This is a genomic window from Pseudophaeobacter leonis, assembly GCF_002087335.1.
Lineage (GTDB): Bacteria > Pseudomonadota > Alphaproteobacteria > Rhodobacterales > Rhodobacteraceae > Pseudophaeobacter > Pseudophaeobacter leonis.
The window spans coordinates 1-26,792 of sequence record NZ_MWVJ01000037.1 but is presented as its reverse complement, the minus strand read 5'-3'; the positions used below and the strand labels follow the sequence as shown (position 1 = coordinate 26,792).

The 26,792-nt window shown below is 58.3% G+C and carries 27 protein-coding genes and 5 pseudogenes; 18 read left to right on the top strand and 14 right to left on the bottom strand.

Annotation, left to right across the window (positions count from 1 at the left end):
• Window positions 1-295 precede the first annotated feature (295 nt).
• From thrS to B4968_RS10165, 5 genes and pseudogenes are all read left to right on the top strand, one after another.
• Window positions 296-2,243 (top strand): annotated as a pseudogene (gene thrS / locus B4968_RS10185) (threonine--tRNA ligase).
• A gap of 222 nt (window positions 2,244-2,465) precedes the next feature.
• On the top strand, window positions 2,466-2,771 hold the full coding sequence (locus tag B4968_RS10180; RefSeq protein WP_083098730.1) for a BufA1 family periplasmic bufferin-type metallophore: 306 nt from the start codon (window positions 2,466-2,468) through the stop codon (window positions 2,769-2,771).
• A 219-nt stretch (window positions 2,772-2,990) separates the two neighbouring features.
• Entirely contained in the window at window positions 2,991-3,938 is a 948-nt protein-coding gene (bufB, locus tag B4968_RS10175; protein WP_083098728.1) for an MNIO family bufferin maturase, read from the top strand.
• Window positions 3,883-4,668, top strand: coding sequence for an HvfC/BufC N-terminal domain-containing protein (locus tag B4968_RS10170; protein ID WP_083098726.1), 786 nt, complete (start codon window positions 3,883-3,885; stop codon window positions 4,666-4,668). Before bufB ends, B4968_RS10170 begins: the two co-directional genes overlap by 56 nt.
• 4 nt (window positions 4,669-4,672) lie before the next feature.
• Window positions 4,673-5,248: a DoxX family membrane protein gene (locus B4968_RS10165; RefSeq protein WP_083098723.1), complete on the top strand. Its 576-nt coding sequence runs from the start codon at window positions 4,673-4,675 to the stop codon at window positions 5,246-5,248.
• Window positions 5,249-5,396: 148 nt separating this feature from the next.
• On the opposite strand, the gene B4968_RS10160 is transcribed toward B4968_RS10165, so the two are convergent.
• Window positions 5,397-5,714, bottom strand: a complete 318-nt coding sequence (locus B4968_RS10160; protein ID WP_083098720.1) for an ArsC/Spx/MgsR family protein — start codon at window positions 5,712-5,714, stop codon at window positions 5,397-5,399.
• 220 nt (window positions 5,715-5,934) lie between these two features.
• On the opposite strand from B4968_RS10160, the gene B4968_RS10155 reads away from it, so the two are divergent.
• Window positions 5,935-6,141: a cold-shock protein gene (locus B4968_RS10155; RefSeq protein WP_083098718.1), complete on the top strand. Its 207-nt coding sequence runs from the start codon at window positions 5,935-5,937 to the stop codon at window positions 6,139-6,141.
• A gap of 142 nt (window positions 6,142-6,283) precedes the next feature.
• Here the strand turns inward: B4968_RS10155 and B4968_RS10150 are convergent.
• Both B4968_RS10150 and B4968_RS10145 read right to left on the bottom strand, forming a co-directional pair.
• Window positions 6,284-6,771, bottom strand: a pseudogene (locus B4968_RS10150) (dihydrofolate reductase).
• 133 nt (window positions 6,772-6,904) lie between these two features.
• Window positions 6,905-7,738 (bottom strand): annotated as a pseudogene (locus tag B4968_RS10145) (thymidylate synthase).
• Between the two features lie 247 nt (window positions 7,739-7,985).
• Between B4968_RS10145 and B4968_RS10140 the strand changes: the two are divergent.
• Window positions 7,986-8,414, top strand: a complete 429-nt coding sequence (locus B4968_RS10140) for a VOC family protein (RefSeq protein WP_083098715.1) — start codon at window positions 7,986-7,988, stop codon at window positions 8,412-8,414.
• A 379-nt stretch (window positions 8,415-8,793) separates the two neighbouring features.
• On the opposite strand, the gene B4968_RS10135 is transcribed toward B4968_RS10140, so the two are convergent.
• The 3 genes from B4968_RS10135 to B4968_RS10125 all read right to left on the bottom strand — a co-directional run bounded on the left by B4968_RS10135 (window position 8,794) and on the right by B4968_RS10125 (window position 10,045).
• A complete protein-coding gene (locus tag B4968_RS10135; protein WP_173907544.1) occupies window positions 8,794-9,291 on the bottom strand; it encodes a MarR family winged helix-turn-helix transcriptional regulator in 498 nt (165 codons plus the stop codon).
• A 72-nt stretch (window positions 9,292-9,363) separates the two neighbouring features.
• Complete coding sequence (locus B4968_RS10130; protein WP_420916504.1) at window positions 9,364-9,585, bottom strand: succinate dehydrogenase assembly factor 2; 222 nt, start codon at window positions 9,583-9,585, stop codon at window positions 9,364-9,366.
• 58 nt (window positions 9,586-9,643) lie between these two features.
• A complete protein-coding gene (locus B4968_RS10125) occupies window positions 9,644-10,045 on the bottom strand; it encodes a helix-turn-helix domain-containing protein (protein ID WP_083098712.1) in 402 nt (133 codons plus the stop codon).
• Window positions 10,046-10,143: 98 nt separating this feature from the next.
• Between B4968_RS10125 and B4968_RS10120 the strand changes: the two genes are divergently transcribed.
• Complete coding sequence (locus tag B4968_RS10120; protein WP_083098710.1) at window positions 10,144-11,346, top strand: pyridoxal phosphate-dependent aminotransferase; 1,203 nt, start codon at window positions 10,144-10,146, stop codon at window positions 11,344-11,346.
• A 17-nt stretch (window positions 11,347-11,363) separates the two neighbouring features.
• Window positions 11,364-11,774, top strand: coding sequence for a hypothetical protein (locus B4968_RS10115; RefSeq protein ID WP_083098707.1), 411 nt, complete (start codon window positions 11,364-11,366; stop codon window positions 11,772-11,774).
• Between the two features lie 63 nt (window positions 11,775-11,837).
• Here the strand turns inward: B4968_RS10115 and B4968_RS10110 are convergent.
• Window positions 11,838-13,245, bottom strand: a pseudogene (locus B4968_RS10110) (MATE family efflux transporter).
• A 130-nt stretch (window positions 13,246-13,375) separates the two neighbouring features.
• A complete protein-coding gene (ppk2, locus tag B4968_RS10105) occupies window positions 13,376-14,335 on the bottom strand; it encodes a polyphosphate kinase 2 (RefSeq protein ID WP_083098704.1) in 960 nt (319 codons plus the stop codon).
• 263 nt (window positions 14,336-14,598) lie between these two features.
• Between ppk2 and B4968_RS25685 the strand changes: the two genes are divergently transcribed.
• From B4968_RS25685 to B4968_RS25675, 3 genes are read left to right on the top strand one after another with little or no spacing between them, the layout of a single operon-like run.
• Window positions 14,599-14,811, top strand: a complete 213-nt coding sequence (locus B4968_RS25685) for a hypothetical protein (RefSeq protein WP_338153241.1) — start codon at window positions 14,599-14,601, stop codon at window positions 14,809-14,811.
• A complete protein-coding gene (locus B4968_RS25680; protein WP_338153240.1) occupies window positions 14,714-14,926 on the top strand; it encodes an alpha/beta fold hydrolase in 213 nt (70 codons plus the stop codon). Before B4968_RS25685 ends, B4968_RS25680 begins: the two co-directional genes overlap by 98 nt.
• Window positions 14,927-14,935: 9 nt before the next feature.
• Window positions 14,936-15,172, top strand: a complete 237-nt coding sequence (locus B4968_RS25675; protein WP_338153239.1) for a hypothetical protein — start codon at window positions 14,936-14,938, stop codon at window positions 15,170-15,172.
• Here the strand turns inward: B4968_RS25675 and B4968_RS25670 are convergent.
• A complete protein-coding gene (locus B4968_RS25670) occupies window positions 15,169-16,119 on the bottom strand; it encodes a hypothetical protein (RefSeq protein ID WP_338153238.1) in 951 nt (316 codons plus the stop codon). The two genes, B4968_RS25675 and B4968_RS25670, sit on opposite strands and share 4 nt — an antisense overlap.
• A complete protein-coding gene (locus tag B4968_RS10090) occupies window positions 16,068-16,388 on the bottom strand; it encodes a hypothetical protein (RefSeq protein ID WP_139792721.1) in 321 nt (106 codons plus the stop codon). Before B4968_RS10090 ends, B4968_RS25670 begins: the two co-directional genes overlap by 52 nt.
• A 504-nt stretch (window positions 16,389-16,892) precedes the next feature.
• On the opposite strand from B4968_RS10090, the gene parE reads away from it, so the two are divergent.
• The 4 genes and pseudogenes from parE to B4968_RS10070 all read left to right on the top strand — a co-directional run bounded on the left by parE (window position 16,893) and on the right by B4968_RS10070 (window position 21,015).
• Complete coding sequence (parE, locus tag B4968_RS10085; protein WP_083098695.1) at window positions 16,893-18,851, top strand: DNA topoisomerase IV subunit B; 1,959 nt, start codon at window positions 16,893-16,895, stop codon at window positions 18,849-18,851.
• A gap of 14 nt (window positions 18,852-18,865) precedes the next feature.
• Window positions 18,866-19,528, top strand: coding sequence for a DUF2971 domain-containing protein (locus tag B4968_RS10080; protein WP_083098692.1), 663 nt, complete (start codon window positions 18,866-18,868; stop codon window positions 19,526-19,528).
• Between the two features lie 243 nt (window positions 19,529-19,771).
• On the top strand, window positions 19,772-20,176 hold the full coding sequence (locus B4968_RS10075; RefSeq protein WP_083098689.1) for a PaaI family thioesterase: 405 nt from the start codon (window positions 19,772-19,774) through the stop codon (window positions 20,174-20,176).
• A gap of 156 nt (window positions 20,177-20,332) precedes the next feature.
• Window positions 20,333-21,015: pseudogene (locus tag B4968_RS10070) on the top strand (hypothetical protein).
• 21 nt (window positions 21,016-21,036) lie between these two features.
• On the opposite strand, the gene B4968_RS10065 reads toward B4968_RS10070, so the two are convergent.
• On the bottom strand, window positions 21,037-21,444 hold the full coding sequence (locus B4968_RS10065) for a c-type cytochrome (RefSeq protein WP_083098686.1): 408 nt from the start codon (window positions 21,442-21,444) through the stop codon (window positions 21,037-21,039).
• 235 nt (window positions 21,445-21,679) lie between these two features.
• Here B4968_RS10065 and B4968_RS10060 point away from each other — a divergent pair, with 235 nt between their 5' ends.
• Window positions 21,680-22,114, top strand: a complete 435-nt coding sequence (locus B4968_RS10060) for a DMT family transporter (RefSeq protein WP_083098683.1) — start codon at window positions 21,680-21,682, stop codon at window positions 22,112-22,114.
• 69 nt (window positions 22,115-22,183) lie between these two features.
• Here B4968_RS10060 and B4968_RS10055 read toward each other — a convergent pair whose 3' ends face one another.
• Together B4968_RS10055 and B4968_RS10050 are read right to left on the bottom strand one after the other, a co-directional pair.
• Window positions 22,184-22,867, bottom strand: a complete 684-nt coding sequence (locus B4968_RS10055) for an ABC transporter ATP-binding protein (RefSeq protein ID WP_083098680.1) — start codon at window positions 22,865-22,867, stop codon at window positions 22,184-22,186.
• Entirely contained in the window at window positions 22,860-24,146 is a 1,287-nt protein-coding gene (locus B4968_RS10050; RefSeq protein ID WP_083098735.1) for a lipoprotein-releasing ABC transporter permease subunit, read from the bottom strand. The genes B4968_RS10055 and B4968_RS10050 overlap by 8 nt, the downstream gene beginning before the upstream one ends.
• A 269-nt stretch (window positions 24,147-24,415) precedes the next feature.
• On the opposite strand from B4968_RS10050, the gene B4968_RS10045 reads away from it, so the two are divergent.
• Entirely contained in the window at window positions 24,416-25,525 is a 1,110-nt protein-coding gene (locus tag B4968_RS10045) for an NADH:flavin oxidoreductase (protein WP_083098677.1), read from the top strand.
• Window positions 25,526-25,767: 242 nt separating this feature from the next.
• Here B4968_RS10045 and B4968_RS10040 read toward each other — a convergent pair.
• Window positions 25,768-26,792, bottom strand: a 1,025-nt coding sequence (locus tag B4968_RS10040; protein ID WP_241525673.1) for a methyl-accepting chemotaxis protein, incomplete at its 5' end; no start/stop codon positions are given.

Below are 26,792 nucleotides of genomic sequence, written 5' to 3'. Positions count from 1 at the left end.
GGGTGCTGGACATGCGTCTGTCCCTGCCCGAGCTGATTGAAACCGCCCGTATCACCGCCCGCGCCCGCGCGCAGGCCATTGGCCCAGATTTCTCGACCCTGATCCGGACTGGGATCCAATAGCAACCGGCGGATCAGGAGAGACCCGCAGTCAGCCACCCGCAGGCCACGCCGCGCGCGGCGGCGTCATTGCCCCATCTTGACAGTCCTAAACCGGCCTGCCAAACGAAGGGCCGTAACATATACCCGCAACCGGGCGTTCAGTGGGCGCCAAACCGACGAGGAGCAGCCAGCATATGGCCCAAATCTCTCTCACCTTCCCCGATGGGCAATGCACGCAGCTATGAGGCCGGCGTAACCGCCGCCGAGGTTGCCGCCGACATCTCGACCTCTTTGGCCAAAAAGGCCATCTCTGCCACCGTTGACGGCCAGCACTGGGATCTGCAGTGGCCGATCCAGGCCGATGCCGCCATCGCGCTGCACACCATGAAGGACGAGGAACAGGCAAACGAGCTCATCCGTCACGACCTTGCCCATGTCATGGCACGCGCGGTGCAGGCTCTCTGGCCCGACACCAAGGTCACAATTGGGCCGGTCATCCAGAACGGCTGGTACTACGACTTTGACCGGGCCGAGCCCTTCACCCCCGAAGATCTGGGCGTGATTGAGAAAAAGATGAAGGAAATCATCAACAAGCGCGAGCCTGTGACCACCGAGGTCTGGGAGCGTCAGCGCGCCATTGATTTCTACACCGCCAATGACGAGCCTTATAAGGTTGAGCTGATCGACGGCATTCCCGGTGACGAGCCACTGCGGATGTACTGGCACGGCGACTGGCAGGACCTCTGCCGTGGGCCGCATCTGCAGCACACCGGGCAGTTGCCGGGAGATTCATTCAAACTGATGTCGATTGCCGGCGCCTACTGGCGGGGCGACAGCGACCGTGCCATGTTGCAGCGGATCTATGGCGTTGCCTTTACCGGCAAAGAAAAGCTCAAGGCCTATCTGCATATTCTGGAAGAGGCCGCCAAACGCGACCACCGTAAGCTGGGCCGCGAGATGGAGCTGTTCCACATGCAGGAAGAGGCCCCCGGCCAGATCTTCTGGCACCCCAACGGCTGGAAAATCTACACCACCCTGCAGGACTACATGCGCCGCATGCAAGAGCGCGACGGCTATGTCGAGGTCAACACCCCGCAGGTGGTTGACCGCAAACTGTGGGAGGCCTCTGGCCACTGGGACAAGTACCAGGAAAACATGTTCATCGTTGAAGTCGACGAAGAACACGCCCGCGAAAAAGCCATCAACGCGCTGAAGCCAATGAACTGCCCCTGCCATGTACAGGTGTTCAATCAGGGGCTCAAAAGCTACCGTGACCTGCCCCTGCGCATGGCCGAGTTCGGCTCTTGTGCCCGATACGAGCCCTCAGGCGCGCTGCATGGCATCATGCGGGTGCGTGGCTTTACCCAGGATGACGGCCATATTTTCTGCGCCGAGGACCAGATCGAGTCTGAGACTGCAAAATTCATCGCTTTCCTGTCCAAGGTCTATGCCGACCTCGGCTTCCACAACTGGACTATCAAACTCTCGACCCGCCCTGAAAAACGGATCGGCTCGGATGAGAGCTGGGATCTGGTGGAAAAGGCTCTCGGGGATGCCTGCAAGGCGGCAGGCTATGACTATGAGCTGCTGGAAGGCGAAGGCGCCTTTTATGGCCCCAAACTCGAGTTCACCCTGACCGACGCCATTGGCCGCAACTGGCAGTGCGGCACGCTGCAGGTTGACCCCAACCTGCCGGAACGGCTGGAGGCCAGCTTTGTCGGGGCCGACGGCGTAAAGCACCGCCCCTTTATGCTGCACCGGGCCTGCCTTGGCTCGTTTGAGCGTTTCATCGGTATTCTGATCGAAGAACACGCAGGCAAGCTCCCCTTCTGGCTGGCGCCGCGTCAGGTGGTCGTGGCCTCGATCACCTCGGATGCAGATGACTATGTGCATGAGGTTGTGGCGCAGCTGCAATCTGTTGGAGTGCGCGCCGAGGCTGACATTCGCAACGAAAAGATCAACTACAAGGTCCGCGAGCATTCGGTTGGCAAAGTCCCGGCGATCCTCGCCATTGGGCATCGCGAAGTCGAAGAGCGCACCGTGTCGATCCGCCGTCTTGGCGAAAAACAGACCCGGGTGGATAGCCTGGAGAATGTTACAAAGGCCCTCGCGCTGGAGGCGACAGCGCCGGACCTGTTGTAACATTTGCCACATTTACTGTGCACAGCGGCTCCCAACTGGGGGCCGCTTTCGTTTCAACTCTAAGAATGGCATTTAAAAACAAATAGATAACTCAATGACGGGTGTCACAGGCGCTGACGCCCCCGTGAGACACGCGCTCGTGACTTAAAATTAAACTCACTCCGGGTTAGGGTTTTTGTGTCATCACGACAGAGCAAGCCAAACCAAAAAGGAATTCATGAGATGTCGAACATGTCCAAACCTCTCGCCGTTGCCGGTGCGGTCGCCGCCGCTCTGAGCGCAGCCTCCGTCATGCCCGCCGCAGCCGGCACCAAGGAAAAATGCTACGGTGTCTCCATGGCAGGTCAAAATGATTGCGCCGCTGGTCCCGGCACAACCTGCGCGGGCACCTCGACGGTCGACTATCAGGGCAATGCCTGGACCCTGGTTGATGCCGGGACCTGCACGGAAATGGACCTGCCTGCAATGGCGGATGGTGGTAAGCGCGCAGGCTCGCTTGAGCCGCTTGAGCGCGATCTGCCTGCATAACGCTGGGCTTTTTTAACGCGCCAAGAGGGCGGCTGCCTTGCCCCCGCCCTCTTGCCACAGACCTTTTGCAGGCAGGCAAACTGCGCTGCGCTATGTGGCAGAGCCTCTTGCGCATGACCGCCGCCCCAATGCTTGCCTCCTTACCCGGCTCCTGGCCTCTCTCCGATCCGGCCTTGATCCGGTCTCTGCCCTCCGCCCTCTGTCCTGACGAGATCTGCCATGCTTGATACCGCAGCCTTTAAAACCCTGCCCAATGCTCCAGGTGTTGGCTACAAACCGCAGCATTTTTCGCAGATCATCACCCAGGCCGACCCGGTGCAATGGTTGGAAATTCACGCCGAAAACTACATGGGAGACGGTGGTCGCCCCCTCGCCCAGCTGCGCCATCTGGCCGAGCAGTTTGCCATCTCCGTGCACGGTGTCGGGCTGTCGATTGGCGGCGAAGACCCTCTGGACCCCAGCCATCTGGCACGGCTGAAACATCTGATTTCCTGGCTGAACCCTGCCAGTTTTTCAGAACATCTGGCCTGGTCGACCCATGACGGTCATTTTTACAATGACTTGCTGCCGCTGCCCTATACCGACGCCACACTTAACCGGGTCTGCGATCACATTGATCAGCTGCAAGAGGCGATCGGGCGCAAAATGCTGCTGGAAAACCCATCAAGCTATCTGGCCTTTGCCGAGAGCACCTGGTCCGAGCCCGCGTTTCTGGCCGAGATCAGCCGTCGCACCGGCTGTGGCTTGCTGCTTGATGTCAACAACGTCTTTGTCTCGGCCAGCAACCTCGATTTCTCGCCGCAGGGCTATATAGACGATTTCCCTCTCGACCAGGTTGGGGAAATTCACCTCGGTGGCCATGATGAGGACGAAGATGATGCCGGGCGCCCGCTGTTGATTGACAGCCATGGCCGTGCGGTGGTGGATCCGGTCTGGGCTTTGCTCGACTATACGCTGGCACGTTGTGGCCCAAAACCGGTGCTGATCGAATGGGACAATGACGTCCCCGACTGGCCCGTCCTGGCAGCCGAGGCCCACCGCGCCGCTGATGCGCTCTCTGGCCTTTGCGAAAAGACCTGCGCGACACTGCCATGCCGACCCCTGTGTCCGCATGAGCGATTTGGACTTGCCCACCCCTGCCGCATCCGTGTCTCAGGCGGCCTTTAGCCATGCGATGATGGATGGCTCTGCCGCCGTGCCCGCAGGGTTGGTCGACCCGCAAAACGCCAGCGCTGGACGCCGCTTTGCGGTCTATCGCAACAATATTGCCGTCTCGCTGACCGAGGCCATGCACAGTGCCTTTCCGGTCATTGCCAAATTGCTTGGCAAGGCCAATATGGACGGGCTTGCGGGGCTGTATCTGCGCGCGCATCCCCCCAGCTCTCCGCTGATGATGTTTTATGGCGCTGAGTTCCCAGCCTTTCTGGAAGCCATGCCGCAGCTCAATCACCTTGGCTATCTTGGCGATGTCGCCCGACTGGAGCTTGCCCTGCGCCAATCCTATCACGCAGCCGACGCAGCCCCAATCGCCCCTGAGGCGCTGGCGGATCTGTCAGAGGCTGAGCTGCTGGCAACAAAAGTGACCTTTGCCCCTGCCCTACAGCTTTTGCGCTCAAAGTGGCCCCTCTGCGCAATCTGGCACTTCAACACCCTAGCGGATGCCCCAACACCGCAGGCCGGGGCACAGAACATTCTGATCACACTACCCGAATTCGACCCCATCCCGCAGGTTTTGTCAGATGCAGGCATCCTCTGGATTACAGCCCTGCAAGAGGGCGCCAGCATTGCTGAGGCCGTCGCGCGCGCAACTGAGGTGGAGGACGGTTTTGATTTGGTCGCACCACTGACTCTGCTGTTGCAGGGAAACGCAATAATTGGATTAGAAAACAAAGGGTAAAGGCATGCATGCAGCTATCTCGCTTCACAATGCAATATTCGACAGGGTCGAGAGGCTCGGCGACTGGCTACTGCCAGTCAGCGCGCGGTTTCTGTTTGCGGCTGTCCTGCTGGGCTATTTCTGGAAATCCGCCCTGACAAAGTTTGGTGACGGCGTCTTTGGCTTTTTGCTGCCCTCTGATGGCGCCTATATTCAGATCTTTCCCAAGTACATCGAATCCGTCGGCTATGACTTTGACCAGCTGACCCTGTATCACTGGGCTTTTGCCTTTGCTGGCATGTGGGCGGAACTGCTGCTGCCTCTTCTTATTGTGCTCGGGCTGTTTACCCGCCTGGCCGCTCTTGGGATGATTGGCTTCATCGCCGTGCAAAGCTTCACAGATGTCTATATCGCCGGGCACTCGCACTGGGGCCAATGGTTCGACAATATCGCCGAATATGACCCAGCGATTAAGGGCATTGGCCTGGCGGATATTCGCATTTTTTGGGTCTTCATTCTCGCCATCCTGGTGGCCAAAGGCGCCGGAGCCCTCTCTGCAGACGCGCTGCTGCGCCGTCTTACTGGACAGGCGTCTATCTAGGGGCCAGTCTAGGAGACTGTCTGGGCCTCTGTCTGGGCCAATCGCGAAAAACAAATAAGGGGCGCCTTGCTGATCGCAAAGGCGCCCTTTCGTGTTTCACTGCAGCATTTCACTGCAGCATCTCTCTGCCGCATATCACTGTGGCATTTCAGTCGATGCCAACGGCCTCTTGTGTCGCCTTGTCCCACCCCAAATAGAGCCCTGCATCTGTTTGTATCAAAGGGCGTTTCATCAAGGCCGGATGCTGCTGAAGCAACTCCAGGGCAGGCTGCAGCCGTTCTTGTTCAGTCAACCCACGCCATGTGGTTGACCGGGTATTGACAAGTGTATCGCCAAATTGCGCCTGAGCTGCTGTGAGAACCTCCAGAGGAACACCCTCGGCCCGGACATCCACCAGGCGACATTCTGGCATTTGTTTCAGCGCCTTACGGCAGGTATCGCAGGTCTTTAACCCATATAGGATCATCGGTTTTTCCTTTCCAGATGCGGCATCGACACAATCTACGGGAGAATTCGTTCTACGCACTTGATTTATTTCTTCCGCGTGCAACAGTTGGGCCGGGTCAAGCTGACACATCGGTAAGCGCGTAGCGTCGCTGTCAGGCACTGCGTGAGGCCGGGATTGCTGACACCTATAATATCTGGGCCAGCCCAGGGCAACGCGAAGATAGAAGGAGACACGGGAGATGCCAAGCGGCACCGTGAAATGGTTTAACACCACCAAAGGATTTGGTTTCATTGAACCCGAAGAGGGCGGCAATGATGTTTTTGTACATATATCTCAGGTTGAGAGATCCGGCCTCACTGGCCTCGCAGACAATATGAAAGTTGACTATGAGCTGACCGAGGGGCGTGATGGCCGACAGATGGCCGGTGAGATCAAGGCGCTTTGAAAGACAGGTGCCCAGAAAAACAGATGCCCTGAAACGCCGCCCCCTTTGGCGTGAATTTCAGGCGCCTCGCATCTCAGCAGCCTCTCATTTCACGGGGCCCTTTCACGGGGCCCTGTTGCTCAGAGAGGATCCGCCCGGAGGATCAGCCCGCTGCACCCTGGCGTAAATATTCGACCATGACACAGGCGGGATCAGCTGACGCAGCTCAGTCTCGCCAAGCCGCAGCCACTCACGCGCATTGATCTGCGGGAAATGAGTATCTGCACCGGCGATTTCGAGCGCGACCTCTGTGATCAGCAACCGATCCGCAATCTCAAGCATTTCGCGGTAGATCCCTGCGCCACCAATACCATAGAGGCGACGATATCCCTGTGCATAAGCCGCAGCAATCGCCTCGGCCACCGATGCATAGACCTCGTCCGCGGCATCCGGATTGGAAGAAACAACAAGGTTCAGCCTGTTTTTCAAAGGCTTGAAGGGCAGGCTGTCCCAGGTATTGCGCCCCATGATCACCGCGCCGCCAAGGGTTTCGCGCTGAAAGGCCTTTAGGTCTTCGGGCGCGTGCCAAGGAATAGTATTGTCCTTGCCGATGGCACCATTGCGGTCACGGGCAACAATCAGGGTGATCATCTTGGGGGTCTCTCCCTTGAAACAAATTCAGGCCCGCGCAGAGCGGCGCTGCGGATCAGGACATTGGACGGATCAGGTCATTGGACGGGTCAGGACGTTGAATACCCCATATATCCCCGGAAAACGGGCGCCCTTAGACGGCGACAGGCGCTTTGATGCCCGGATCCGGTGCATAGTTCAGGATCTCAAAGTCCTCATAGGTGAAATCAAAAATCGAGGTGACCTCACGTTTGATCCTGAGTTGCGGCAACGGCTTAGGCGTACGCGACAACTGCAGCGCAACCTGTTCCTGATGGTTTGAATAGATATGTGCGTCGCCAAGGGTATGGATGAAATCGCCCGGCTCGTACCCCGTGACATGCGCCAGCATCACCTGCAACAGGGCATAAGAGGCAATATTGAACGGCACCCCCAGGAACATATCGGCAGAGCGCTGATACAGTTGCAAATGCAGTTTTCCGCCCAGAATGCGCACCTGCCACAGGGTATGACAGGGCGGCAGCGCCATCTGAGGCACATCCGCCGGGTTCCAGGCCGACACAATCAGGCGGCGGCTATCGGGGCTCGTCTTTATCATCTCGACCAGATCAGCAATCTGATCCACCGATCCCGCCCGATACAGCGGCTCGTCGCCCGTGGTGCCCGCCATCAGCGCCAGCTTGGGAAAGCTGCGCCACTGGTGGCCATAGACAGGACCAAGGTCACCGTTTTCATCGGCCCATTCATTCCAGATCTAAACACCGTTATCTTTCAGGTATTTGATGTTGGTGCCCCCCGAAAGAAACCACAACAGCTCATGTATGATTGAGCGCAGGTGCAGTTTCTTGGTGGTGACCAGCGGAAAGCCCGCTGCCAGCGGGTAGCGCGCCTGCATACCAAAGCAAGAAAGGGTGCCGGTTCCGGTGCGGTCACTGCTGTGCACTCCGGTTTCCAGAATTTGGCGCAAGGCCGCGTGATACTGCTGCACAGATGTCCCCTCTCCAACTGCAATGGTCAGTGCGACTGTCATACCGGTCTGGGTCCACAGATGACAAGCCCAAGAGCCCATAGCGGCCGCCTCAAACGCAATCAACGCTGTCGCCTGCTCTGCGAATCAATCCACTTTGGCGTAGACTAACGGTAGAAATACTGATTGAAACACAGTACCCGATCCATGCTGCGGCTCTGCGGCTGTTAGATCCGGGGCATTCAAACGCTTTCAAGGATATGCGCGCATGGCACTCACTTATCTGCATGTTATGGTCCGGGTCAAAGCCCTGGAAAAACCCATGGCCTTTTACGAACTTTTGGGGCTGCGCAAACCCCGCCGCTATGACAGCGAGCAAGGCCGCTTTACCCTGGTCTACCTTGCCCCTCCCGGTCAGGAAGAAGCGCCGCTTGAACTGACATACAATTGGGATGGCGATGAGGGGCTGCCAAGCGACAGCCGCCACTTTGGCCATCTGGCCTATGGCGTCGACAATATTTATGAGACCTGTCAGTTCCTTATGGACAATGGCATTGTTATCAACCGCGCGCCGCGCGACGGCCGCATGGCCTTTATCCGCTCGCCCGACAATATATCGATTGAATTGCTGCAGAACGGCGAAGCGCTGGAGCCTGCAGAACCCTGGACCAGCATGGAAAGCACCGGTCACTGGTAGCGCCTGCCCTGCCCGGTCTTTCATCTTTGCAAAGACCTGCAGCGACGCTGCCCAGACCTTGCGCCTGAGCAACACACCAGACAGACAGAAAAAGGCGGCGTCTCTTATGGGATACCGCCTATTTTTAGGAAGAGGCTGCGCGCCTGCGCTCGGGGCGTCTGCGTCCCGGACCAAAGCAGTCGCAGCCTTCCCCACAATTGAAAACGCACCGCTGATCCGGTCAGGATCAAAGCAGTGCGGTCTCTAGCAACCCGAATTCTTCAAGTCTGAATACGACTGATTTCAAACAGCCAAATCAATGTTTGTTGATTTATAGTGGTGCAATTCTTGCCCCACTTGTGTCTTCACTCAGGGACATTTTGCCCCAAAGCCTATGTTTTTAATAGATATAGCGGATCTGATCCGACCAATATCTTTCCACCCGCTTTAGCGAGCCTGTGATGTCAGCAATGCCTTCGCGACTGATGACATCCTTACCTTCCAGGCCCTCGGCGTGGCGTGCAAAGAGGCCCGCGACAATATCGCGGATCTCTCGACCGCGCGGTGTCAGGCGAACCCGAACAGACCGACGGTCAATTTCGCAGCGTTGGTGGTGCATATAGTCCAGCTCAACCAGCTTTTTCAAATTATAGCTGACATTGCTGCCCTGATAATACCCACGGCTCTTGAGCTCACCTGCGGTGACTTCATTGTCACCCACGTTGAACAAGAGCAGTGCCTGCACTGCGTTTATTTCCAGAACGCCTACGCGTTCGAACTCATCCTTGATCACATCCAGCAACAACCGGTGAAGTCGTTCCACCAGCGCCAGCGCTTCAAGGTAACCAGTCATGAACCCTTTACGGTCCTGCTGGCCGATTGGCATTTCCATACTCATTCGCATCTCCGACTCGAATTTGCTAAGGAGCAGAATGCAGAAAATTCCCCAAAAATGCGTTAAGCTGGATTTTTATTTATTTTGATGGGTTTGAGCCACTTCCGCTATCAGAGCTGAGAAGCTAAGGGGCGCGGCGACCTGGCCGGTCACCCATTGGTAGAGGTCCTGGTCGTTCTCGTGCAGCAGCTGATCATAGAGATCCAGCTTTTGCGCATCCATCCCTGCGAGATTCGCATCGGCATAAGCCGTCAGCAGAATATCCATCTCTTTGATACCCCGCCGCATCGACCGCATCTTCAACCGCTTCAGGCGGTGCTCATGGGTCTCGTTCAAATTGGTCACCTCGTCAGACTCACGCACTGGTCGCCCCCTGTATCAAAGTACGGTGTTTCTTTTCCAGCCGCGCTGCGCGCTCGGCATTGCTGCGCATCTCGTTGCGCAGGGCGCGCAGCTCTTGCAACACACCGGCAAAATCGCCGACTTCAACATCCAGTTCACCGGGTTCCGACAGACCTTCTCCCTCGCCGGTCAACAGCCAGGACATAGAGACGTTCAAAAGCCCCGAAACCATCGACAGCTTGTTGGCGCGGGGTTCTGACAGATCCTGCTCCCAGCCCATCAGGGTGGTTTTCTTGACGCCAAGACGACGTGCCAGTTGGGCCTGTGTCATGTCAGCGGCTTCGCGGGCAGCCGCCACGCGATCCCCGAAGGTTGCCGCCTCTGGTCCGAACCAATCCGTTGTTTCGTCAGACATATGCCATCTCCGTTCCGGTCTTTATCAATGTTGCTTGATCGAGATTTAGTGGCACCCTATGACAGATACCAAGAACATTCAAACAGGGACCAGCCGCCATGTCTTTCCTCTCCAAGACCCTCGAGCGCGTAAAACCGTCGCCGACAATTGCCATCACCGCGATGGCGGCTGAACTCAAGGCCGCAGGCCGGGATGTCATTGGTCTCAGCGCCGGCGAGCCTGATTTTGACACGCCACAAAACATCAAGGATGCCGCGGTTGCAGCCATTGCGGCCGGCAAGACAAAATACACAGCTCCCGACGGCATTATCGAGCTGAAGCAAGCAATCTGCGCCAAACTCGCCCGCGAGAATGACCTGTCATATGAGCCCGCCCAGATCTCTGTTGGCACCGGCGGCAAACAGACGCTGTACAATGCGCTGATGGCCACCCTCAATCCCGGTGATGAGGTGCTGATCCCAGCCCCCTATTGGGTGAGCTACCCGGATATGGTGCTGCTGGCCGGTGGCACCCCGGTTGCGGTTGAGGCCAGCCTTGAGACCAATTTCAAGCTGACAGCTGAACAGCTTGAGGCGGCGATCACCCCGAAAACCAAATGGTTTATCTTCAACTCCCCCTCCAATCCCAGCGGTGCGGGCTATAGCCGGGCCGAGCTCAAGGCGCTCACGGATGTGCTGATGCGCCACCCGCATGTCTGGGTGATGTCGGATGACATGTACGAACACCTGGTGTTTGACGGCTTTGAATTTGCCACCCCGGCCCAGGTGGAGCCCGGCCTCTATGAGCGCACCCTCCCCTGCAACGGCCTCTCAAAGGACTATGCCATGACCGGCTGGCGCATTGGCTATGCGGCGGGTCCACAGCATCTTATTGCGGCGATGCGCAAGGTGCAGTCGCAATCCACCTCCAACCCCTCCTCCATCAGCCAATGGGCTGCGGTTGAGGCGCTGAACGGGCCGCAGGAGTTTCTGGCGACAAACAACCTCGCCTTTAAACGGCGCCGCGATCTGGTGGTTGCAAAGCTCAACGCCATTGCGGGCATCACCTGCCCGACGCCTGAGGGCGCGTTTTATGTCTATCCGTCGATTTCTGGCCTGATTGGCAAAACCACCCCCAAGGGCACAGTGATTGCCGATGATCAGGCCTTTGCAACCGCGCTTTTGGCCGAGGCCGATGTGGCCGTGGTGTTTGGCGCCGCCTTTGGCCTTTCGCCCAACTTTCGGGTCAGCTACGCCACCTCGGACGAAGCCCTCACCGAGGCCTGCGCCCGGATCGCGGCCTTCTGCGCGTCGCTCAGCTAACCAAAGGATCTCGCCAAATGGCTGCTCTGCCCGACTATTTCTTTCGCGTCCGTGAAAACGGTGCTTTTGTTTTTCGGGTGGACACGGAAAACCGCCAGAGGCGTATTGATATGGAGCAGATCGCAGCGGTGAATATCCGCAATGGCGAGATCAAACCCCATGGTGGCCGCACTTTGTCAGAGCGCGATATGGCCGAGATCGAATCCTGGATGGCAGAGCGCAGCGCCGTGCTGGCGGCGCGCGACATTGACGATATCAAACGGGCGGTGGATCACCTCAATCTCACCGCCCATTGGGCCCAGACCAGGGCGACAGACGCGCAGTTGGACGCGGTGACAGATGATCTGTTGCTGACAATGCACGACCTGCGCAGCGTCTTGGTGCGCAAAAAGGCCGACCGTCTGATGAAGTCGCAGAAATCCGACTAAGACTGCGGCAAGAGGCCAGACCTGCAAAGCGGACCTGCTAGGCGGGCCCGATAGGCGTCCCGGTCAGTCGGTTCTGTCAGTCGGCGCAGAACCTTCGGTCCGCTTGATCGAGTGGCGCCAGAACCGCAGCATCAGGAAAACGCCTGCAAAACTGAGGCCCAGCACCAGCCCGGACCAGATCCCGACGCCGCCCCAGCCAAAATGAAAACCAAAGAGATAGGAGGCCGGCACACCGACCGCCCAATAGCTGAGCGCCGCAATCACCATCGGCCAGTTGGTGTCCTGCACGCCGCGCAGCAGTCCCAGGGCGATCACCTGCATGCCATCCGCAAGCTGGAACAGCGCCGCCATCGCCAGCAGGCCCGCGCCCACGGCCAGAATGGCAGGCTTATTGGGCTCATCCGCATCGAGAAACAGCGAGATCAGCTGATCCGGCAGCAACAAAAAGGCGACAACCCCGATCAAGGCCATCACCAGCGACATCACGATGACTACCTTTGCCCCCGTGGCCATATGGCTCCGGTCGCCCTGCCCATAGGCATTGCCGGCCCGAATGGTGGCGGCATTGCTCGGCCCCAAATGCACCATAAAGGTCAGCCCCGACAGGGTGATCGCCACCCCATGGGCCGCCAGCGGAATGGTGCCCAGCCACCCCATCATCATCGCCGAGGCCGCAAACAGGCTCACTTCGCTCAGATTGGTGAGGCCAATGGGCATGCCCAGCTTAAATACACTGGCAAACATCTCCCAATCAGGACGGTGAAAGTTCTTCAGGATCTCGTGTTCAGGCAGCACCCAAAGCGCATAAAGCGCAACGGCCAGCAGCGAGACCGCCTGGGTCACGATCGAGGCAATCGCCGCACCCTGAATACCCAGCTCTGGTGCGCCCCAATTGCCAAAAATCAGCGCATAATTCACCAGCCCATTCACAACGGCGGCCAGAATGGTAATCCACAGCACGATCTGCGTGCGCTCCAGCGCTGCCAGATAAGATTTCAGCACCATGACCAGCAGCGCCGGAAACAATCCCCAGCCTGCCAGTTTCAGGTAGGTCGAGGCCGGACCGGCAACCTCGGGCGTTTGCCCCAGGGCCAGCAGGATCTGTTCAGAGTAGAGCAGCACCGGCATTGCTGCCACGCCGTAAAGCAGCGACAGCCATAGGCCCATACGGGTGGCGCGCCGGGATCTGGCGTTCCTCTCCTGCTCCGGCCGCAGCGGCCACCAGCGGCATCACCGCAATGGCAAATCCGGCCCCCATCAGGAAAAATACAAAAAAGTATGACCCCGCCAAGGTAACGGCCGCCAGCGCCGCCGCCCCATCCCCGCCCAGCATCACAGAATCAGTCATGCCAATGGCAAACTGCGCCACATGACCTCCGACCAATGGAAACCCAAGCGCCGAGACCGCGCGCACATGGCCGCCAGTGCTCATCTTTGGATGGGGTTTTGAGGTATGAATGCGATCTGCCATATCGAAGTCTTAGCAGGTACAGCGCCCCCGGCAAGCACCGAGACTGCATCGCACAACGCCGGGCAAACACCGCCAGCAGAACCACCAGCCCGCGCCGCTCAAAAGCAGCCCAGGACAGAGGCCCGCGGGATCAGCGCAGCCGGGTGTCAGGATGCAGCGCTTTGCCCAGAATATGGTCGGCCCGGTGGATCACATGATGTGCCTGCCCCACGATCAGAGGATCAGGATCCTTTGCAATTTCCGAATCTTCGCCCGGATAGTCCACGGTGCTCAGAAAATGCCGCATGCAATTCAGACGGGCCCGTTTCTTGCAGTTTGATTTGATCACGGTCCAGGGCGCATCTGCTGTATCAGTGTAGAAAAACATCGCCTCCTTGGCCTCGGTGTAGTCATCCCATTTATCCAGGGACGCCTTGTCGATTGGCGACAGCTTCCACTGTTTCAGCGGGTCTGTTTCACGCGACTGAAAGCGTCGCAACTGCTCTTTCTGGGTGACCGAGAACCAGTATTTGTAAAGCCGGATACCAGACCGCGACAGCATCCGCTCCAGCTCAGGTGTCTGGCGCATGAACTCCAGATATTCATCCGGCTCACAAAAGCCCATCACCCGCTCAACACCGGCGCGATTATACCAGGAACGGTCATAGAGCACGATCTCACCATTGGTCGGCAAGTGATTGACATAACGCTGAAAATACCACTGGCCGCGTTCGTCATCGGTTGGTTTGTTCAGGGCCACAACACGGGCGGTTCGCGGGTTCAGGTGCTCGGTAAACCGTTTGATCGTGCCACCCTTGCCAGCCGCATCCCGGTCCTCAAACAACATCACGAACTTCTGCCCTGTCTCTTGCGCCCAGAGCTGCACCTTGAGCAGCTCTGCCTGCAGGCGGGCTTTCTCAAGCTCATACTGGCGGCGCGACATCTTCCGTTTGTAAGGATAGCGACCGCTTTCAAAGGCGCTGTGGATTTCCTCAGGCGATGGCGTAGCAGGCTGCGGAGCCGCTGAGGTGGCACCTGTGACCGCAAGGGAGTCTGCAGCTGCTGAAACATTGCCCGATGGGGGGCGCGCTTTTGGTGTGGTGTCCGGCATTCCTGTCCCCTCTTTCTCAATTTGCCCTGATTATACACAGCTCTGACAGGCCCAGCGCTGACCTGTGTCAAAAAATCGTTACAAAAGGCTGTTTTTGAACATTGATGATCTGCAAGGCTCCCTCTTATTGGGCATGCAGGCGGCACGGCTGCTGGCAGCCTGCTGGCGGCCCGTTTGCAGCACGTTTGCAGCCTGTGACGCAACGGCTGGCTTGCTCAACCTCAGCCACTGCCGCAAAATTTTGCAGAGCAGGAGGAAACCAGATGGACCATGCCGCCGAACAGCGCATCGAGCAGCTAAATGGGCAGCCGTTTTATGTTCGCCGCTGGGGAGATCCTGCCCTGCCCCACCTGCTGTTGCTGCATGGGTTTCCTGAATATGGCGGCGCCTGGAGCGAACTGGCCGAACGAGCTTTGTCACCGTTTTCATTGCATCGCGCCCGATCAACGCGGCTATGGCCAAAGCTGGGCACCTGAAGGCGTGAAACACTATGCAGCCTCGGCGCTGGTTGCAGATATGGCTGCCCTGATCGGGCGGGATAGCGCACCAATCACGGTGCTGGGGCATGGCTGGGGCGCCGCCGTGGCCTAAGGGCTGGCGATGTTTCACCCAAAGCGGGTCGCAAGGCTGGTGATTGCAAATGGGGTGCATCCTGTGGCCTTTCAGCGATCTCTGGCCACAGGAGGCGCGCAGAGCGCTGCCTCGCAGTACATTCTTTGGCTGCGCAAAGAAGGCACCGAAGAGGTTTTGTCCGCCGAAGGCTTTGCCAAGCTGCAAGCACTGTTTGCAACCCACATGGATATGTCCTGGCTCTCGGGGAAGCGTCTGGAGGCCTAGAAGGCGGAATGGGCCCGCCCCGGCCGGATGCAGGCCCTGCTGAACTGGTATCGCGCCTCGCCGCTGCAGGTCGCCAAACCCGGCAGGCCCATCGCCATGCCCGCGCTGCCGCTGGGGAGGTTAAAGGTCCCGCAGCCGCATCTTTTGCTTTGGGGAGACGGTGACACGGCACTGCTGCCTGAGACCACCGAAGGGCTGGAAGACTTTGCGCCGCATCTCACCCGGGTGACAATTCCGGGCTGTGACCACTGGCTGCACCACAAAAAACCCGCCGAGCTCGCCAGGGCCATTCTCGACTGGCACCCGTAGCTTACCGGATCAGGATTTAGCGGCTCAGGCGCCAGACAACAGCCCCGGTGATCGCGGGATGTCAGCCGACGCGATTCGACCACCAGCAACAAGAGGCAGAGCGCAGACAGCGTCTCTCTCAGTTCCGCCACCCGCAGGCCGGAAACCGTGCCAAACAGCGTGTCGGTAAGCTGCGGTTGAAACAGGGTCGCCGCGAGCATTGCAAGGCTCAGCCCCGCACTGGCAAACGGCAGTCCAAGGCGGCTTTGAAACCAGCGCCAGATCGGGATTTTCCAATACAACAGCGGCACGACGCAGCCCCAGAGGAAAAAGCACAGGATGAAAAGGTGATCAAACAGATAGCCGAAGGAGTTGTGCAGATTGACCTCGTTCTGCACGTTGATCTGCGCCATCGCCTCGGGTGTTGAAAACCCAAGCAAACGTTGTCCCCAGCTGATTTCCTCACCAAACATCACAAAGAAAACAACAGCCATAAACACATGCATCCAGCGGTGCGCCTTAATGGGCATGGCGCGGCTCAGCTTTACCGCAAGCCCCGAGGCCAGCAGCAGCAGCAGGGCCGAGAGCCACTCAAGAACGCCGTCTTCTACGTTAAGCCAGTCCAGTGTCTGCTGATCAAAAATGCGGTTCCCAACCATGAGGTAGACAATAGCGAGGAGGCAACCAGAAAGGGCCAGGCGGGCCGTCGGAGTGTTGAACAGACGTTGATGATCCTCATAACGCGCGGAAAGGACGAGCCCTCGCGCAGGCGGCGTTGAACCCAGGGCAGGGCTGCAATCCGGGGTGCCCAGACGGCAAGAATAGCCAGCACAACCGCCAAAACACCAAGACCAAGGCGGGTTGCTGCAATTGTGTCCAGAGCCGTGTTGCGCGTCAGCAGATTATCCGAGGCCAGGGACTGATCCATGATGCCAACCGATGCCAACCGATCAGGCGACATCACAAGCGCGAGCGCCACAGCGCAAAGGGCAGCCAGAAACAAAATTGATCGCGACATCATAAAACCCTTTGAGACCGGCAAGCCCGCAACTGGGCGACCGCTGGACCGCAAGATCGTCTGATTTCACCTTTTGATCAAGTCCCCCTCTGATTGTTCAACTCTTCCCTGTGGCGGCCGGTCCACTGAGAGGAGCTGAACGCCCAGAAACACACCCTGCGTCTTGTTCTCACATAAAAGCCCAGTGTTTTTGCGGCAAAGCCCAGTGTTTGCGACACTGCCCGCCGCAGTCGGCCTGTGTCATCCCCCGCTCTGCGCCTGCTGTGCCCCTGCCCTGCGCTGCTCTGGCCTTCTCTGGGCCTGCCCTGTGCCTGCTCTACGCTTGCGGCCGCCCCCACTCGCGCCTCTTTCACATAGGCACAACACCTGCCATAATGCCCTCCAATCAAACCTAATGAAGAGCAGCTCCCGCCGATGGCCAACGACCTCCTCAGCACGCCCGATGCCGAAACCTATGATGCCTCCTCTATCGAGGTGCTGGAAGGACTGGAACCGGTCCGCCAACGTCCCGGCATGTATATCGGCGGCACAGATGAGCGCGCGCTGCACCACATGGTGGCAGAAATCCTCGACAACTCGATGGATGAAGCCGTCGCGGGCCATGCCAACCGCATCGAGGTGACGCTGAATGCCGACTATTCCGTCACCATCACGGATAACGGGCGCGGCATTCCCATCGACCCACATCCGAAATTCCCCGACAAATCCGCGCTGGAGGTGATCCTGTGCACCCTGCACGCCGGCGGCAAGTTCTCGGGCAAGGCCTATCAGACCTCGGGCGGTCTGCACGGGGTTGGCTCCTCGGTGGTGAACGCGCTGTCTGACAGTCTGGTTGTGCAGGTCGCCAAAAACAAAGAGCTGTTTGAACAGCGGTTTTCACGTGGCATCCCGCTGGGACCGGTGGAAAAGATCGGCGCCGCCCCCAACAAGCGCGGCACCTTTGTCACCTTTCACGCCGATGAGCAGATCTTTGGCTCGCACCGGTTCAAACCAAAACGGTTGTTCACCCTGGTGCGCTCCAAGGCCTATCTGTATTCTGGCGTTGAAATTCGCTGGAAAAGCGCCATCGACGATGGCGAAACACCCTGTGAAGCAACCTTCCACTTTCCCGGCGGCCTGAAGGACTACCTCACCGAGGTGCTGGGCAAGGCCTCGGTCTATGCCGACGCACCTTTTGCGGGCAAGGTCGAGTTCCGTGAGAAATTTGGCGAGCCCGGCTATGTGGAATGGGCAATCAACTGGACGCCTTCGCGTGATGGATTTACCCAGAGCTATTGTAACACCGTGCCCACGCCCGAAGGCGGCACCCATGTCTCGGGATTCTGGAACGCCATCCTGAAAGGCATCAAGGCCTATGGCGAGCTGGTTGGCAACAAAAAGGCCACCAGCATCACCCGCGACGACCTGATGGCAGGCGGCTGCGCTTTGGTCTCCTGTTTCATCGCGGACCCCGCCTTTGTCGGCCAGACCAAGGACCGGCTGTCCAGCGAGGGCGCCACCAAAATGGTGGCAAACTCGGTGCGGGACCATTTTGACAACTGGCTGGCTGCGGATACCAAATCTGCGGGCGCCATCCTTGATTTCCTGGTGCTGCGGGCCGAAGAGCGGCTGCGGCGCAAACAGGAAAAAGAGACCCAACGCAAAACCGCCACCAAAAAGCTGCGCCTGCCCGGCAAGCTGACGGATTGCTCCTCAAAAGACCGTGTCGGCACCGAGCTGTTCATCGTGGAGGGGGATTCGGCTGGCGGCTCTGGCAAGGGTGCGCGCAACCGGGTGAACCAGGCGCTGCTGCCGCTGAAGGGTAAGATCCTCAACGTGCTGGGGGCGGCCTCGAACAAGCTGGGCTCCAACGCCGAGATCAGCGATCTGTGCGAAGCGCTGGGTGTGGGCATGGGCAGCAAATTTGTGCTGGATGATCTGCGCTATGACAAAATCATCATCATGACGGATGCGGATGTTGACGGTGCCCATATTGCCTCGCTGCTGATGACGTTTTTCTTTACCCAGATGCGGCCGCTGATTGACGGCGGCCATCTGTACCTCGCCTGCCCGCCGCTGTTCCGCCTGACCCAGGGCGCGCGCCGGGTCTATTGCCTGGATGAGGCAGAGCGCGACAAATGGATGGAAAAGGGTCTGGGCGGCAAAGGCAAGATTGATGTGAGCCGGTTTAAAGGTCTGGGCGAGATGGATGCCAAGGACCTGAAAGAGACCACGATGGACCCCACCACGCGCAAGCTGATCCGGGTGACAATTGACGAGGATGAGCCGGGCGAGACCGGTGATCTGGTGGAGCGTCTGATGGGCAAAAAGCCTGAGCTGCGCTATCAGTATATTCAGGAGAACGCCAAGTTCGTGGAGGAGCTGGATGTTTGAGGGGGAGTTTACCCATGTTAGTTTACAAATTTTGTGATGCGAAATGGGGCTTAGACAATCTCGAGAAAGCGCGTATCAAAGCATCCACACTTGAAGATCTCAACGACCCATTCGAATTCAACACAATCGCTCTCAACCACGAAATTATGAGATCGTTATGGCGAATTCTTCGAGCCGATGTGTATGGTCCAACAGGTGTATTTTGCTTTAGTAAATCGTGGCGTAATCCTGTTATATGGAGCCACTATGCCGACAATCACAGGGGCATTGCTTTGGGTTTTGAAGTTCCAAACCATATGATTCAGGAAATTCGTTACCGCAAAACTCCACTCAGATTCTCTAGCCGAACTTTGTCAAACCCCGAAACACCCGAAGCAAAGAAAGAAATTGAAGTGAAAATTCGGAGATCTTCTCATGTCAAATTCAAGCACTGGGAATATGAGAACGAAGCTCGGTCAATAGCAAACAAATCCGAACTGATTGAAGATAAAGGCCTGTTCTTCAAACAGTTCGGAGACGAGTTAAAACTAAAAGAAGTAGTCATCGGTGCACGTTCTCAGCTGTCTGCGAAGCAGATCCTAAGCGCAGTAAACTCCGAACCAAAGATTGTGACTTCGCGATTGGCTTTCCAGACATTTTCAGTTGTTCCACAAAGAAAACAAGCACTTCAAAAGTAGAAATTAGAAATTACGACTTCAAATACTGCATCCATATAGATTTGAGATCCGCACGGCACAGGGAATAGCCCGCAACTGTCGCCTTCCAAGGCACAGGCGTCAGCGAAGGGCTTTGCCCGACCCAACCTCGATCCCTTTCTGCACGCGGCCTGCCGTTGCGCAGACCGCCGTCACAGACTGCACTTGTCCATGGTCACGGCGGAATTCAGCGGCTAGTCTCAGCGGCAAAACAGGGAGAAAACCATGACCCCCAAGGATTTACAGGCCGTTCTGGCCGAAGGCTTTGCCGACTGGGTGCAGGCGCTGGATTTGACCGTAACCGAAGCAAGCCCGGAGGAAACCATCCTGCGGATGCCGCTGACGCCCAATCTGGCGCGCAGCGGCGGCATTGTCTCGGGGCAAGCTCTGGCGGCGCTGGCGGATACCGCGATGGTGCTGGCGGCCTTTGCCCATGGTGGACAGGTGCGCCCGCTGGCGACCACGGATCTGCACACGCAGTTCCTGCGCCCCGGTGTTGGCACAGCTATCCTGTGTCGCGCCCAGGTGGTGCGTGCCGGCAAGGCACTGGTCTTTGCCCGGGCTGAGATGAGCGAAGAGACCAGTGGCAAGCTGGTCGCAACCGCGACTGCCAGCTTTTTTGCCCCCTAGAGCCTGCTTAGCCCGCGCATGGCGGCTGACAACAGACACACCCCACGCCGGGCGGCGCGGTATGGGCGGGACACGGCAGGCATAGGTTTAGGTTTCAAATGGCTAGCAGAGATCTTTAGCTGTTGCGTGTCACGCCCTCCTCATTAGGATCGCCGCATGATCCTGCGCCTTTGTCTTGTCCTTTGCCTTTTGGCCTCTTGTGGCCGCCCGTTGGGTGAGGCTGAACGGAGCTTTTTGTCTGACATTCATGGCGACAGTATTGACATGGACCGGGTGCGGCTGGTCAGGGGCTCTCCGGTGGCTGCTGTCACCTTTCGCCGCAAACCCAGACCCCGCGTCACCTGTAGGGAACGCATTTTCCCACCCATCACCGAAGAACAAATCGTCACCTCTGCCCCCGCAGCTGTTGCCCTGTTCAACAGGATCTTCTTTGTCAAAGACTGGTCACCGAGACCTATATGCCCGCCTATCCTGAGCGTCTCTATCTGGTCGAGGCCATGCTTCTTGCCCATGAGATGACCCATGTCTGGCAATGGCAAAACCGGCGCGAGACCGGATACCATCCGCTGCGGGCCGCCGCCGAGCACAGTACCACCCCGGGCCCCTATTTGTTTGAGCTCGACAAAAGCCCGGATTTCCTCAGCTACGGCTATGAACAGCAGGGTGCCATCGTGGAAGAATACGTCTGTTGCCGGTCCCTTGCGCCACAGGCCCCGCGCAGCAAACGGCTGCACGCGATGCTAAAGGCGGTCATGCCGGTCACGGATCTTCCCAAGGAGCGGCAGAGCGATGTCTACCTGCCCTGGAAAGAGGCGGAGCTGTCTGGAATTTGCAGCTAGATCGAGCGACTGCGCGAGGTTTTAGCTCTGGATACTTTCCAGATAGGCGAGAAGCGCCGCAAGGGGGCGCGGTGTCGGTGTAAAGACGCCGTCAACCTCGACCGGGACCAAATCGCCCTCTAGCAAGGCACCAAATTCCGGCATTTGCTCGGCTCCAACGCGCCCCCTGCCGTAGCCATCAATCTGTGACAGCACAACGGCACGCGGGAACGTGCCTGCGTGACGTTTGGTGATCCCTGTAAGATCCGGTGCCCTGGTGGCAAGATCACTGGTGGCAAGATCGGCGTCCGTTCCGTGACAAGAGGCACAGTTCTGATTAAAAAGAGCAGCACCTTCAGAGGGTTCCGGCATATGAACATCTACCGCAGCGCAGCTGGACAGGCCGAAGGAAAGCGCCAGCAGGCCCCAAAATACTGTGGGTGTTCTCATCTCGGTTTTCCTTGTTTTATCGGCAATTTCCGCAGTCTCGTTTATCAATATATGTAAACTTGCGCCACATCGACCTTACTTTGTGCCAAACCCATGCTTTTGTTCCCCCCTGAAATAAGGCAGTTAGGAGACGAAGCCCGCCTCTCGCGTGGTTCCCCGTCGGACTCCCCTCTCTGTGTTGGTCAGGCCCACAGGCACCGCCGACAGCGCGCAAAGACATCAAACCGGAGATCCCATGCTTTACTACGCTCTTATCATGCTGGCCGCAGGCCTGGGTATTCCTGTCCTTGCTGCGCTCAACGCGGCTTTGGGTCAGACAATCGGCTCTCCGGCGGCGGCTGGTGTTGTGCTGTTTGCCGTGGCTTTTGCGGCGGCAATTGTGTTTTGCCTCCTCACCGGACCGCAGGCGCTGTCACTGGTCAGCAGCGCTCCAAAGCATCTGTTGCTGGCGGGGCTTTTGGTGGCCTTCTACGTGCTGTCGATCACCCATGTGGCGCCGCATTTTGGCGTCGGCAACGCGGTTTTCTTTGTGCTGCTGGGTCAGCTGGTCAGCGCCGCCGCCATCGACCACTTTGGTCTGTTTGGCGCACAGGTCAGCCCGCTGACCATGATGCGCGCCACCGGGGTTTCGGTGATGGCCCTGGGCGTCTGGATCACCCAACTCGCCTAAGGCCCCCGGATTGCGCCCCCGATAAGGCTGGCTGATAAGGCCGCCATATAAGGCTGGCAGATCAACACCTTACAGAGCGACCAGTCGGCCATTCTCCAGCTTGACCCTACGATCCATCCGCGCCGCCAGCTCGTGATTATGGGTGGCGACCAGCGCCGAAAGTCCCGTCCCGGCCACCAGATCCATTAGTGCGGCAAAGACCTGATCAGAGGTGCCGGGATCCAGATTGCCCGTTGGCTCATCCGCCAGCAACACCCGCGGCCCATTCGCCAGAGCCCGGCAGAAAGCGACCCGTTGCTGCTCACCACCAGAAAGCGCCGCCGGGCGGTGCCTGGCACGGTCGGCCAGACCAACCAGCGCCAAAAGCTCCTGTGCGCGTGTCTCTGCTGCCGCCTGCGCAATACCATTGGCCAGCTGCGGCAGAACGATGTTCTCAAGGGCCGAGAATTCAGGCAAAAGGTGGTGAAACTGGTAGACAAAACCAACATCCTGACGCCGTAGACTGGTCCGCACGCCATCGCCCTTACCGCTCACATCCTGCCCCGCCACCGAGACCGACCCCGCATCTGGCGTGTCCAGCAAGCCGGCAATATGGAGCAAAGTGGACTTGCCCGCACCTGAGGGCGCAACCAGCGCTACCATCTCGCCGGGTTGCAGCGTCAAATCCACCCCCCGCAGCACATCAATCTGGGTCGCCGTGCCGTGATTATAGGACTTGGTGACCCCCTTTAATTCTAGAACAGCATCACTCATAGCGCAGCGCCTCAACTGGGTTCAGCCGGGCAGCGCGCCGGGCCGGAAAAATTGTCACCACAAAGGAAAGCCCCAGCGACAGCCCCACCGCAGACATCACATCCGGCAGGTTCAGCTCAGCGGGCAGCGCATAAATCCCCCGGATCGCAGGATCCCAGACCCCGCCGCCCATGGCAAAGTTCACAAAGGAAAAAATCGGGTCGATATAGATGGCAAACAGACACCCAAGGAGAACGCCAAACACGGTGCCCAACACGCCGGTAAAGGCACCGCAGATAAAGAACACCCGCATCACCGAGCCTTCGCTGAGGCCAATGGTGCGCAAAATGCCGATGTCGCGGCCTTTGTTTTTGACCAGCATGATTAGCCCCGAGACAATATTCATCGTCGCGATCAGCACCAGAATCGACAGGATGATAAACATCACATTGTCCTCCACCTCGAGAGCGCGCAAAAATCCGCCTGACGCGTCGCGCCAGGTCCAGACCCCAATGGCGCCATCGGCAGCCCGCAACAGCGGCAGGACCATCAGATCAACAGCCTCCGGCTCGTCAATCATCACCTCAATCTCATCCGCCACGCCTTCGCGGTTGAAAAAGCTCTGGGCCTCGGCGAAGGGCATATAAAGACGGGTGCGATCAATGTCATAGAGCCCGGCGGTGAAAATATAGACCACCTCATACGCCTTGATGCGGGGACTGGTACCAAAGGGTGTTTTGACCCCATTGGGCGAGATCAGCTTGATCCGGTCACCGGGGCTGACACCCAGCTCACGCGCAACACCCGAGCCAATGGCGACACCTTCTTGAAACCGATCCAGATCCCCCATAGCACTGTCACTCTGGGCCACGCCGGGGATGGTCAGAATGCCCTGCTTGGCGATGCCAAAAACCTCGACTGCGGCGTTGCGCTGACGCGCGTTGGCCATGACCTGCCCCTTGATCAGCGGGGCTGGGCGGATCACACCGGGAACCTCTACCCCCCGCGCTGCCATGGCATCAAAATCCGCCAGGCTGCGGTCAAACTGGCCGGCCTCATTGACGGCGCCATGGGAATAGAGCGTCACATGGGCATTGGCGCCCAGAATGGTGCCGACAAATTCAGAGCGAAACCCCGAGCGCACCGCCAGCGTGGCAATCAGGGCAAACACGGCCAGCGTGATACCGATGAGACTGATCCAGGTCATCACCGAAACACCGCCCTCGGCGCGCCGCGCGCGCAGGTAGCGCCAGGCAATCATCCATTCAAAACGCGCAAAAGGCGCAGGGGTCGTGGCCATGATAGCTCCAGCTCGCAATTTTTTGCCAAACTGGGCTTTACAGCGGTCAGGGTCAAGCGGCAGCAGCCCGATCGGCCATTCTGTGCGCCCGATCACTGCTAACAGTCCGCAACGTTGGGTCACGATGGATTTGACCCAAAGTAAAAAGGATCTTGTGGGGGATGGCTGATAGGCAATGACACCTGAAAGATGCTGACAGCCGACATATCGGGCCTGTCAAAACATCGGGCCTGCCAAAGCCCTAAATTTATCCGGAAAGGATCCGCACATTGGACCGTGTCGACACATTGTTTAAGCCCGTGACCCTCGGCAAGCTGACCCTGAAAAACCGAATAGCCATGGCGCCAATGACGCGCACCTATTCCCCTGGCAATGTGCCAAACGATCTTGTGGTGGACTATTACCGCCGCCGGGCCGAAGGCGGGGTTGGTCTGATCATCACCGAGAGCACCTTTGTCAATCACGACGCGGCCAGCGGCTATCCCAATGTGCCTGCTTTTTACGGTGAAGACGCCCTGGCCGGATGGAAAAAAGTCGTGGATGCGGTGCATGCGGCCGGCGGCAAGATCGCACCGCAGCTGTGGCATGTGGGCGCCATTCGACGCCCCGGAGTCACCCCCGGCGGCGACACTCCAGGCTATAGCCCCAGCGGCATGGCCTTCCCCGGCAAGGTGACCGGGCATGCCATGACCCAACAGGACATCGACGCGGTTGTTGCCGCCTTTGCGCAGGCCGCAGCCGACGCCAAGGCGGTCGGCTTTGACGCCATTGAGCTGCACGGTGCACATGGCTATCTGATTGATCAGTTTTTCTGGGACGGCACCAACCAGCGCGATGATGCCTATGGCGGCGACCTTGCCAACCGGTCGCGTTTTGCTCTGGAAATCATTCGTGCTGTGCGGGCCGCTGTGGGAGAAGATTTCCCGATCATTTTTCGCTTTTCCCAATGGAAACAACAGGACTACGCGGCGCGCCTTTGTGAAACCCCTGAGGCCCTGGGCGCCTTCCTGACCCCAATGGCCGAAGCGGGCGTGGATATTTTCCACTGTTCGACACGGCGTTTCTGGGAGCCTGAGTTTGAAGGCAGTGATCTCAACCTTGCTGGATGGGCCCGCAAACTGACAGGCAAGCCTTCGATCACGGTCGGCAGTGTTGGCCTTAATGCGGACTTTTTGCCCGAGGACGGCCCCGCCGATTTCAAAGCTGCAGAGCCAGCTAGTCTGGACAAACTCTTGCAGCGGGTTGAACGCGACGAGTTTGACCTCGTCGCTGTGGGCCGGGCCCTGATCGCAAATCCCGACTGGGCCAACCAGGTGGCCGCAGGACAGGTCACTAATCTGGCTGCCTATCAAAAAGATATGTTGAAAGACCTGCGCTGATCTTCGCAAGAAAAATCACAAACCGGCAGTCCCGCTGAGCCTGCATTGCCTGCGCGCCCAAGGACTGCCGACCTGATCGAGACAGCACTATCTGCCGGGAAGTGATCAGAGCAGACCTCAACAAAAGACCAGCCGAAAGTTCTGAGGTCAACTCTGAGGTCAACAAAGACAGCTTCATCCCTTGCCGCATGATATGCGCCACATGAATGTGCCCCAACTATCTGAAGGACACGAGAGGCCGATCAGGCCGCCACGGCCCCGTTGTGGATCTGGCCCTGCTGACCATCTCCCGCAAAGCGCTGCAAAAGCTCGGTCAGACGGGTTGCCTCTTCGCTCATCTTTTGGCTGGCGATGCTGGTATCCTGAACCATGGCGACGTTTTGCTGTGTCACCTGATCCAATTGACTGGCACCAATGCTAATTTCTGCCACCCCAGAGGCCTGTTCACTGGCGGAAGAGGCGATTGAATTCACGATCTCGGACACACTGGCCACATTGGAGACAATCCGCTCCAGCGTGTCGCTGGTTTCCCGGACAAGGTGCTCCCCATTGGCGACATGTTTGGTGCTGCTATTGACCAGGTCTTTGATTTCATTTGCAGATCGTGCCGCGAGCAGTGCCAGATTGCGCACTTCTGATGCGACCACCGCAAAGCCACGACCGGACTCGCCAGCACGCGCCGCTTCAACTCCGGCGTTCAGTGCCAGCAGACCGGCCTGCAACGCGATATCGTCGATGACAGAAATGACCTTGCTAATTCTCTCGGAGGATTCCGCAATGGCGGCCATGGCCTGCATGGCCTGCTGCATGACAGCCCCGCCCTGCTCTGCCTCTTCGCGTCCATCAGAGGCCTGATGCGCCGCGGCCTGGGCCTGTTCAGAGGCCGAGCGGACACCGGCAGACAGCTCATCCAGCGCAGCTGCAGATTCTTCCAGCGTCGCCGCCTGGGTTTCTGCCCGTTGCGACATCTCTTCTGACATGTTCGACAGCTCACCGGCGTTTTGTTGCACCGCTCCCGAACTGGCCCGCAGCTGATCCACCAGATCACAGAGGGCTGATGCCAGATCATTAAAGTCCAGGCACAGCAGTTCATAGTTTTCACCCAGGTCGGACCATTCGCCGGACTGTATTCTGCCCTGCAGGTCGCCGCCTTTCAGCCGGCTCATAGCTTCGCTCAGCGTGTGGAACAGCTCGATACGGCGGCTGTTCTCCTCTTGGTTTTTTGCTTCAGCCGATTGCGATTCTGACAAACGGTCCCCCAGGCTTG